The sequence below is a fragment of the Flavobacteriales bacterium genome (assembly GCA_016779995.1).
In the GTDB taxonomy this organism is placed as follows: domain Bacteria; phylum Bacteroidota; class Bacteroidia; order Flavobacteriales; family UBA7312; genus UBA8444.
The window spans coordinates 1-9,813 of record JADHMO010000022.1 but is presented as its reverse complement, the minus strand read 5'-3'; the positions used below and the strand labels follow the sequence as shown (position 1 = coordinate 9,813).

9 protein-coding genes are annotated in these 9,813 nt (G+C 32.6%); 4 read left to right on the top strand and 5 right to left on the bottom strand.

Going from position 1 to position 9,813, the window contains the following annotated elements; genetic code table 11:
• Positions 1 to 321 precede the first annotated feature (321 nt).
• The 4 genes from ISP71_08575 (at position 322) to ISP71_08560 (ending at position 4,388) form a co-directional block, all read left to right on the top strand.
• Positions 322 to 1,656: a site-specific integrase gene (locus ISP71_08575; GenBank protein ID MBL6664139.1), complete on the top strand. Its 1,335-nt coding sequence runs from the start codon at positions 322 to 324 to the stop codon at positions 1,654 to 1,656.
• A gap of 431 nt (positions 1,657 to 2,087) precedes the next feature.
• Positions 2,088 to 2,447, top strand: coding sequence for a helix-turn-helix domain-containing protein (locus tag ISP71_08570; GenBank protein ID MBL6664138.1), 360 nt, complete (start codon positions 2,088 to 2,090; stop codon positions 2,445 to 2,447).
• The gene (locus tag ISP71_08565; protein MBL6664137.1) at positions 2,428 to 3,564 is read left to right on the top strand and encodes an AAA family ATPase; all 1,137 of its coding nucleotides are present in this window, start codon (positions 2,428 to 2,430) and stop codon (positions 3,562 to 3,564) included. The genes ISP71_08570 and ISP71_08565 overlap by 20 nt, the downstream gene beginning before the upstream one ends.
• The gene (locus ISP71_08560) at positions 3,561 to 4,388 is read left to right on the top strand and encodes a hypothetical protein (protein MBL6664136.1); all 828 of its coding nucleotides are present in this window, start codon (positions 3,561 to 3,563) and stop codon (positions 4,386 to 4,388) included. Before ISP71_08565 ends, ISP71_08560 begins: the two co-directional genes overlap by 4 nt.
• A 273-nt stretch (positions 4,389 to 4,661) precedes the next feature.
• Here ISP71_08560 and ISP71_08555 read toward each other — a convergent pair whose 3' ends face one another.
• The 5 genes from ISP71_08555 to ISP71_08535 all read right to left on the bottom strand — a co-directional run bounded on the left by ISP71_08555 (position 4,662) and on the right by ISP71_08535 (position 9,605).
• Positions 4,662 to 4,868, bottom strand: coding sequence for a DUF2892 domain-containing protein (locus ISP71_08555; GenBank protein ID MBL6664135.1), 207 nt, complete (start codon positions 4,866 to 4,868; stop codon positions 4,662 to 4,664).
• A gap of 164 nt (positions 4,869 to 5,032) precedes the next feature.
• Entirely contained in the window at positions 5,033 to 5,677 is a 645-nt protein-coding gene (locus ISP71_08550) for a DinB family protein (protein ID MBL6664134.1), read from the bottom strand.
• A 112-nt stretch (positions 5,678 to 5,789) separates the two neighbouring features.
• Positions 5,790 to 6,986 carry a beta-lactamase family protein gene (locus ISP71_08545; GenBank protein MBL6664133.1) on the bottom strand — a complete coding sequence of 399 codons (1,197 nt, stop codon included), beginning with the start codon at positions 6,984 to 6,986 and terminating at the stop codon, positions 5,790 to 5,792.
• A gap of 76 nt (positions 6,987 to 7,062) precedes the next feature.
• Complete coding sequence (locus ISP71_08540) at positions 7,063 to 8,250, bottom strand: beta-lactamase family protein (GenBank protein ID MBL6664132.1); 1,188 nt, start codon at positions 8,248 to 8,250, stop codon at positions 7,063 to 7,065.
• A gap of 59 nt (positions 8,251 to 8,309) precedes the next feature.
• On the bottom strand, positions 8,310 to 9,605 hold the full coding sequence (locus tag ISP71_08535) for a beta-lactamase family protein (GenBank protein MBL6664131.1): 1,296 nt from the start codon (positions 9,603 to 9,605) through the stop codon (positions 8,310 to 8,312).
• Positions 9,606 to 9,813 lie beyond the last annotated feature (208 nt).

The window sequence follows — 9,813 nt, the reverse complement described above, 5'->3', positions numbered from 1 at the left end:
AATACATTGGTGAAAATGTGTTGGCGTATGCTCCCATACCTGGAGATTACAAAGGCTGTGTGGACCTCCAAGAAACTACTGGCGGAAAAGCCTGGTCTTTATAACGTCCTAAGGTATTCAGTAATAGCACGTGCCTCCTCCTCAGAAAGATTCTGATTGAGCATCAGAACGGGTGTTAACTGTTCTTGAATTTACATATATTTTTTAAAGCCTGTAAGCTACTGTTTATGGGCTTTCTTATTTTTTACAGTCAGATTCTTGTATATAAATGTATATTTATAATATGCAAATATGTAAATTTGTATGCAAATAAAGACGTAAGTGAGATTTAAGTACACGATAGTTTTAGACAAGCGCAGAAAACTGCAAAGTGGAAAATATCCTATCAAGGTAAACATCCACTCTTACGCTGATAATAAAAATCACTACTTATCAATCCAACCATTATTTACTGCAAGAGGCAAAATAGAGATTAGCTGTGAGAACCAAAAGGAGTTTGATAGCGTTTGGACTAATAGACACAAGAAAGACAGTTTTGGGAATGTAATCGGAGAGACAACAGTCTACGGGAACAAGTTAGAATTAAGAAACGCCTTAAAAATTCAGAATGACAGACTCACAGTTTTGATGGAGGATAATTCTTTAAAATCTCTTGCAAAAGTTAAGGATTGGATAAAAAATTGGGATGCCAAAGAAGATGAAGTTGAAACTATAATATCTAATCTATGGGTTGCCTTTGATGATTATATTAAAAAATTAAATGAGGACCATAGGTATAAGTACGCCACCTCTATGGGCAGTACAATTAAGAAACTTACTGAGTTTGTTGAAATAGAGTCTAACTTACAAAAACTAAGGATTTATGGGGATGTAATTGACCTTTCAATAACAGATATAGATGTTGATTTTATGAATGCCTTTGAGGCGTTTATGTTTAAACAGGGTCGTTCAAAATCAACCATAGGAGTTTACGCAAGAAATATTAGAACCATTTGGAATAAAGTTTATGAAAGCCATCCTAAATATCCTTTTGGAAAAGGCGGTTATGTTATTCCTGAGGGCGCAAGAAAAAATCAAGGTTTATCCAAAGCTGACGTAAAAAAAATAGTTGATTTTAGTAGCGAAAATGAGTATCTCCAAACAGCAAGAGACTATTTCTTATTCTGCTTTTTTAACGGAGGGATGAACATCAAAGATGTACTGCATTTAAAAAAGGGGCAGAAAGAGTTTAAGAGGCTAAAGAGCATTAGAACCGCAAAAAAAGAGGTGATTATTCCTTTGGTATTTAATAAAATAACTAATGACATTATTAATAGGCGAACAGGAAAGGGGTCTTATCTATTTGACGTCATAAAAGATGGGGATGATGCAAAAACAATGCAAAATAAAGTAGATGCTCTAAACAAATATTTAAGACCGCAGTTGCATAAGCTAAGCGACTTACTTGAGTTGGAGTATAAGATTACCGCTAATTGGTCAAGACACTCTAATACCACAATTTTATTTGAAGAGGGCATTAATTTAAAGGCTATCTCTGAGGGGTTAGGTCACACAAGCCTAAAAACTACTGAGGGATACATAAATACAATGATTGACAAAGAGCGTCCTAAGATTGAAAAGGCATTAAGTTTTGATGAAGATGATAGTGAGAAATAAGCGGTTTGTGGTCCTGCGTAGCAGGATCCACGAAACCTTAAAAGGTGTAAACTGTAAAGAGTTGACAGTAAAAATCTTTAATTAAATTTTAATAAGTTATTTGAAAATAGTCAGATTTTAAAGTACAGTAAATCAATAAGTTACAAAATATGAAAAAATTAAGTATCTGATTATCAATAATATGAATATGCAAACAAAGTTAATAACTCCTGCTGACATTGTTTGGCACTCGGTAGTTGTATGTACTAAATTTGTCACAGACAGTTAAGGAGCTGTCTAAAATAAAAAAAAGAGATAGCGCAGAACGATATCTCCTTATAAGAATATAAACTTAGGCGGTTACATATTCTTTTTCAAAAGTAGGGAATTCTTTCTACTAAACCCAAATATTTTTCTGCGTTACTCAATTATTAATATTTAAAATTATTACTATGAGTAATGACAACACAGGAACATTCCTGAATTTTACCCTAAGAGAACTTGCACAGGGTACAGCGACAGAGTTAAAACCTTTTATTGAGGGAATTTTTGAGAATCTGCTAAATCAGAAGGCAGAGGATGATGATAAGCCTATGTCTTTTCAAGAGGCTTGTGATTGGCTCAATATTTCTCGGGCTACTATGTCGGACTTGATAAAAAGGGGCGAGATTCCATATAAATCTCTCAACCCTGATAATCCAAAAGCAAAGAAATTCTTTTTAAAAAGCGACTTGCGGGAGTGGCTTAAGAAGAACAAGGTTAAGACTATTCAAGAACTAAAGGCGGGTACTTATGGGAAGAGCAGTTCTTAATTTAGATGGATTAAAAAAGTCACAAGATAAACCCGAAAACAATCCTTTTATACTTAGAAGTGGTAATGAGAGAACCAACTTTGCTAAGGGATTAGTAATGCCCAAAATGATAATGGGAGAGTTTCTTTATGAGCAAACAGTTACTATGTTATTTGCTGAGACGGGAGTCGGTAAATCTATGCTTGCATTTCAGCTTGCCAATGCAATTACACGGGGAGAGTCTGTTTTGGGATTAAAGAATGAATCAAGTCCACAGCCTATTTTATTTCTTGATTTTGAGAATGGAGAAAAGGTCTTTGAAAAAAGATATTCCGAGCAATCAATAATTGAAGGTGAAGAGATTTGGCACAATCATTTTGATTGGGATAAGAAAGCATATTTTATTGACCCTAAAGGTTCAAACGAATATACTGTTCCGTCAAAAAATGCTACTGAGTGGTGGTTTAATATGATTAAGAAAATGGCTAAACAGGCAGAGGCTAAAATCATTTTTATTGATAATTTATTTTCTCTCATTCAGGAGGGGGGTATTGAGTCTACAAAGGAGGTTAAGCCGTTGCTAAAACAGCTACTTGATATGAAGAAAACTGAGGGGTGGACTGTTATAGTGATACACCACACTCCTAAGCGTTCTAATGGCTCTTTAAGCAGAAATGACTTAGCGGGCTCATCTAACCTTTCAAACCTTGTAGATGCCGTCATTGGGATTGGTAAAAGCTACTATAACGAAGATGAGTCAAGTAGATATATTAAACAGATTAAAGCACCTCGTTTTGCTGAGGTTTCTTATGGCGAGTTTAATGTTATATCGGCTAAAATAGAGAAGATAAGACCAAACTTTTTAGGCTTTAGTAGGATTGAATTAATGGACTTTGAGCAGGAGTTTAAAAATGAGTCAGAGCATTTAAAAAACCCCAATCAGCTACAAGGAAAAGAATTTCCTGTAAGCGTAACTGAAGAGCGGAGAGAGGTTGTGAAAGAGAATCTGATTAATGACCCTGATTTTAATCGGACTAAGTTGGCTGACGAATGGGAAACATCAAGACAGACCATTGATAAAGATATCAAGGAAGTCAAAAAAAATAATAGCGAACTTTTTAATAATTATGGAAAATGAAAACTGTAAGGAAATTTGAAAGTAATAGGCACAGACTGAACCCTACTTGTCCTTGTGGCAAGAGTAATAGAGATGGAAAGTTTTCTCCTCAGAAAGGATTTGCAGGGATGAATGTAGGGCATTGTCATTCTTGTGGTAAAGATTTTTGGGATGAGGAAGGCTCAATTATAGACGTAGCGGATTTTAAAGAGGATGTACCTGTGTTTTGCACTCCTGATATGCAGGAACTAATTGACCATTTTGACGAGAGTATGAAGTCTGACTTTGCTCAGTTTTTGATTATGACTTTTGGAGAGAAAATGACGAAAGATGCTGTATCAAGGTATTATTTAGGTGTTTTTGAAGGAGATGTTATCTTTTGGCAAATGGATAGAGATAAATACCTCAGAGCTGGCAAAGTGATGAGGTATGGCAGAGATGGTAAAAGAAAAGGAGTTCCTAGATGGTGGCATAAGATTAAAGATGACAATTGCCAGCTTAATCAATACTTCTTTGGAGGTCATTTGATAGATGATAGTGATAAACCTATTGCCGTTGTAGAAGGTGAAAAAACGGCTGTTATAATGAGTATTGTTAACCCAAGTTTTATTTGGATCGCAACAGGAGGCGTTGGAGGGTTGCAGGACAATAAGTGCAATACTATTTCAGAGTTTGAAGTAGTTCTGTTCCCTGATGCTGGATGCTTTGACAAATGGAAAGAGACGGCAGATAAGTTTTCTTTTGAAATAAGTAGAGAGTGTGAAATTTGGATGGCAAATGGACAAATTAGAGATGGTGATGATATAGCTGACTACTTTCTTAAAATACCGTATGAGAAAAAATGATAGATAAAGTAGATGAAGCTTTACTTGAAAGAGAAACATATTTTAAAAGAAAGAAAACAATTAAAAGAGTAATTGAAAAAATTATGTCCTTTATAGAAACTTTTATGGAGGACTTGGCAGCCTAATAATTGGAGTGTTTTTTTATGTGCTTAATAAGTTACTGCGTTTAAGAAACTGTAACGCCTCTTTACAACATCAAATTAAGTTAGGTTCATTATCAAATAGTTAATAAATTTTTGTCCCTAAACTTAATGAAGAGGATATGCCGATGATTTAAACCTTACAAGTATTAGCTCCAAATAATCTGTAGATAACACAAATCCCTGAAAAAGCATTAAAAATTAAAATACCACCAACAATAGCTTGTACAATTGCGAATGTGTTATTTTGAAATATTAATGGTGCAGGCAATAAAAAAATGGCTACAATAAATCTAACAACTCTTTCAGCTGTATTTTGGTTTGTTTCAAAAAATTTCATTTTATCAAAAATAGTTTATACCGTTAGAATGTAACAATAAATTGTGGAATATCACTACTCCAAGTTTTTTTCTTGAACTTGATTAAGAGGATATACCGATGATATAAAAAAGCCACCCTGTTAGAAGGGGCAAAATTTATTATTCCTTTTTTTAAATTCTTATTTTAATCAACGAGCTTTTTATATTTTAAATAATTCCTTGTTGATTCCCAATCTTCCGTTTCTATATCTCTTTTTGGTATATCTCCATCTTTAAAAATTAATTGTTCAAATGGTGGTTTAATACCTTTTAATCGAAGATATATCGCAAATTTCCCTCTATGGTGTGATTGATGCTCAAAGCCTTTTCTTGCGAGGCATTCCTTGCTACAACTCCATCTATAGTAATATGTTTTTGCATTAAGGTCCTGTTCGGCATTAATTTGGTTAATAATTACATCATAGCTATTAGAAACAAATTCTATTACTTGCTTTTTTGATTGTAATTCTTGACGGCTCATAATCTCTTTTTCATTACTAGCGTCATAGCTACCTGCTATCATAGCTGCATATCTATAATTTACAAGACCAAGATGAATAGCTTCTTCTCTAAAAGACAAGATTTCTGGGGTTGGTTTAAAACTATAATTTTCTTCTGGCATAGCATCCAAATACTTAAAGGTGAATTGCTGCGCTCTTTCATAATCGTAAATTAGATCACAAGATACAGTGTAGTTAGTATTTTCTTTTTCGATACTCTTACTTTCAGTGTTTGAATTGTTACAAGAGATTAAAAGAAATAAAATCATAAGCATTGATGTTATATTCATTTTAATTGATTTATGGTTAATAAGCTGCTAATATAAAAAACTATATCTCTACTCCGTGTTTTTCTTCCTGAACTTAATTAAGAGGATATGCCGATGGTTTAATTAAAATTGACTATTCCATTATTGATTTATAAACAGCCCTTCTAAATTCCTTTTGAGTATCGATATTTGAAACACTTTGCCTTGACCTAGAAAGAAATAGTGCAAATAATTTTTTTTCGGGATCAATCCAAAAATGAGTATTATGGTAACCAGACCATCCAAATATTCCTTTCGAAGAATTAGTATCATCTATTTCTGAATTTTCTAAAACAAAAAGAGAAAATCCGTAATAAAAACCCAATTTTCTTGTATCCGCATATTCTTCATTTGGATATGATTGTGAATACTTTTTAGTCATTAAATTAATGCTATTTTGAGTTATAATTTTTTTTCCATTATAAGATCCTCCATTTAGAAGCATTTTACAAAAATTAGAATAATCACCCAATGTTGAGATTAATCCCTCTCCTCCAAAATAAGCCTCATTATTTTTTTTGTAGGACAATTCATTTAATTCATAAGTAAATCCTTTTAAAGCACCTGTATTTATAAAAAGTGGTTGAAATCTAGCTTTATCCTCTTCAGTTAAATGAAATTTTGTTTCATTCATTTCAAGGGGGTCTAACAACTCTTTTTTAAGAAATTTAAAAAAAGTTTGATTTGAAACAACCTCAATAATTCTTCCTAGAACCGCTTGATTTATGCCATAAAAATATTTTGAACCAGGCTCAAATTTTAAAACAACTTCCGACAGATCATCTGCAAATTCCTCTAGGTTATTATACTTTATAGAATTTGTATACCCATACCCATATCCTGGATTTCCGTAATAACCCAAACCTGATCTATGAGTTAAAAGATCTATAATTTTTATTTGATTTTTACAGGGCTGAATTCCTCCTTCAGTTTCACAATTCATATTCTCCATTGAAGGGATATACTTTGAAACATTATCTGTTAGTTTAATTAGGCCTCTTTCTAAAAGGATCATCGTAGCTACGGTTGTAATTGGTTTTGACATTGACCAAATTGGAAAAAGTGACTCTTTGTAAGGTTTATAGCTTTTGTTAGAAATATTTTTGTCTCCCACTTTACCGGAGTTTTGAATATTGAAATAAATCACACTCCCTTCTTTATATACTAATGCAACATTACTCCCAGTGATTTCATCGCTAATTAATTTTTTTTGTAAAAGTTTTATCTCATTGAATTGAGAATAAATTAACGAGTTAACAAAAAAGAAGAAGAATAAAAGGAGGTGTTTCATTATAATTGATTTTTGATTAATAAACCACAATATACAAATTACTCCCTGAACTTAATGAAGAGGATATGCCGATGGTTTAGTTTATTTCACTATAAATCAATTTTTCAAAAGAGGTGAACAAATTATATGATTCCATATCATTGAATGGTAATATTTGAGTCATATATATCAAAGCAAACTCATTATCAAAGTCAATTGTAAAATAGGTATTAAAAAAGCCTGCCCAATATGCAGTCCCATATGGTCTAATAGATGAATTCTCTTCGTATGCCCAAGCCAATGTCCAGTTATCATAACTGTCAAAAAAATAATCTTTATCTCCTCTGGCTTTTGTATCAACATCACTGACAGGAACATATCTGTGGGTTGTTTTAAATTCTGTTAGCTGAGGAGAATTCATTAGATCAAAAGTTTCTTCTTTAAGAATTTCTACTCCGTTTAATTTTCCCTTGTTTAGCATACAAATAAGAAATTTTCCATAATCTTTAGGAGAGCTTGAAAGACCACCGCCTGCATTAAAACTATTAGTTTTAGGCCTTTTTGAATATTTCTTTTGATTTACTTTTCCAGTTTCTTTATCTCGTTCTGAAAATGAAACAACCAACTTTTCCAGATCATCTGGTACATTAAACCAGGTACTATTCATTTCTAATGGACCAGTTATATAATCTCTAAAATAATCTTCTAAATTCATCCCTGAAATTTTTTCAACTAGTCTTCCAACCCAATCTATATTAGTTCCATACATATATGATGTGCCTGATTCAAACATACGAGGGCGATAATTAAAATTCCAGCCAATTTCATTTTTAAGTTCATCCCATTTAGATAATTTAATACTAGTAAATCCATATCCAAACCCTGCCGTATGGGTAAGTAGGTGTCTAAGAGTTATGCTTTTTTGGGGATTAACTATTTGATTTTCCTTGTTTAAAATTTTTATCGAAGACATTTCTGGTAAGTATTCATCTAGGGGTTCATCTAATGTAATTTTACCTTGCTCAACTAATTGCAGTGCAGCAACCGATCCTAGTGCTTTGGTCATAGATGCAATTCTAAAAATGTTATTTTCATTAATAGTATCATTTCTACCCCATCTAGATGGTCCTTTAGAATAAAACTCCATTTTACCATCTTTTGTAACCTTCCCCATAACTACAGCTGGGATTTTCGTCTTATTTATTTCATTTTGGACTTTTAATTGAATGTTCTCTTCGCAGCTAACAAATGAAATTAGCATTATTAGGGATATCCAGCTTTTCATTTTCAATTGATTTTTTTGAATTAGAACTAAATAGAATTAGTATTATTACGATTAGTAATTTATTCATTTATTTCAACTAAAGATTGGTAAGTTGCTACTTTTAATTCTTCTCTTAGAGGCCAAGGGGAATTCATTAATTGAATCATAGAAATAACTGAAATTTCTTCAACGGGATCTATCCAGAAAATTGTTCCCGCTGCTCCTCCCCAACTATATTCTCCATCACTTCCAATAATAGACCTCTTGACACTGTCCGTAACTAATCCAAATCCAAGACCAAATCCAAAACCATTAGACTCTGCCTGATCCATAGAAGTAGTATCCCAGCTTGGACTTTCTCCACTCCCACCTTTTCCAGAAAGACTCCCAGAAAGATGATTTTTTGTCATAAATTTTACTGTTTTTGGGCCAATGATTCTTTTACCATTATAAAGCCCCCCATTACGAACACATTCCGAAAAAATCATAAAATCCATTGCTGTTGAGACCAAACCTCCTCCACCTGAATAAAATTTTACTTTTTCATAGTTACTTCCAGCACTTATTTTTGTGTTGTCCTCATTAATTGTCCCTAAAGAGTTACTTGTTTTATTATAATAGTGATTGGGTAAAAATCTATTTAGCTTATTATTCGGTACTTCGAAAAAAGTATCCTTCATACCAAGTGGTGCAAAAATATTATCACTTAAATATTCTGAAAAGGTTTTACCTGAAAGCCTTTCAATTATTACACCTGTTATATCGACTGCAATAGAATAATGCCATTTGGTTCCAGGTTCAAACAATAGAGGTAAAGATGAAACTTTATCAATAAATTCTTTTGATCCATCAGATTCCCACAACTTTACTTCTTCATATTTTTTATCAACTGGGCCTCCTCCCCAGCCGTAGGTAAAACCTGCAGTATGGGTTAATAATTGTTGCATTGTGATTTCTGTTTTGACATCAATTAACTCTCCTTTTGAATTATATCTTTTCAAATTATTAAGTTCAGGAAGATATTTAGTGATGGGGTCATTTAATTGAAATTTTCCTTTTTCATATAATTGCATTGCAGCTATAGCAGTTACTGGTTTTGTCATTGAGTATATTCGGAAAAGATCATTTTTTTTTATTTTTACTTTACTATCAACCCCTCGGTTTCCATAGGCTTCAAAGTATATTAATTTCCCTTTTCTTGCAATCATCGTAACAATTCCAGGGACTTTGCCTTCCGCTACATAATTTTTTGATATTTCTGATACCCTATTTAATCTTTCTGAAGAAACACCAACAAGTTCAGGATCTTTCTTTTCAAGCTGAGCAAAAGAGAGGTTGAATACAATAAAAAATATAAAAAAGAGTAATTTCTTCATTTCATTAATTTATGATTAGTGAAATAAATATAATAAAATCTTCAATATCTCTACTCATTGTTTTTCTTTCTGAACTAAATGAATAGGATATGCCGATGATTTAGCATTCAAAATTTAATAAAAAAGTCCTTCAGAAAGATACTTGAGCCCTGTATCACAAGCTACAGCAACAACCTTTGATTTTGGCCCTAAATCCTTGGACAATTTT

Coding starts and splice junctions, on each gene's coding strand:
- ISP71_08570 (MBL6664138.1), top strand. CDS start 2,088: ATGAGTAATGACAACACAGGAACATTCCTGAATTTTACCCTAAGAGAA.
- ISP71_08565 (MBL6664137.1), top strand. CDS start 2,428: ATGGGAAGAGCAGTTCTTAATTTAGATGGATTAAAAAAGTCACAAGAT.
- ISP71_08560 (MBL6664136.1), top strand. CDS start 3,561: ATGAAAACTGTAAGGAAATTTGAAAGTAATAGGCACAGACTGAACCCT.
- ISP71_08555 (MBL6664135.1), bottom strand. CDS start 4,868: ATGAAATTTTTTGAAACAAACCAAAATACAGCTGAAAGAGTTGTTAGA.
- ISP71_08550 (MBL6664134.1), bottom strand. CDS start 5,677: ATGAATATAACATCAATGCTTATGATTTTATTTCTTTTAATCTCTTGT.
- ISP71_08545 (MBL6664133.1), bottom strand. CDS start 6,986: ATGAAACACCTCCTTTTATTCTTCTTCTTTTTTGTTAACTCGTTAATT.
- ISP71_08540 (MBL6664132.1), bottom strand. CDS start 8,250: ATGAAAAGCTGGATATCCCTAATAATGCTAATTTCATTTGTTAGCTGC.
- ISP71_08535 (MBL6664131.1), bottom strand. CDS start 9,605: ATGAAGAAATTACTCTTTTTTATATTTTTTATTGTATTCAACCTCTCT.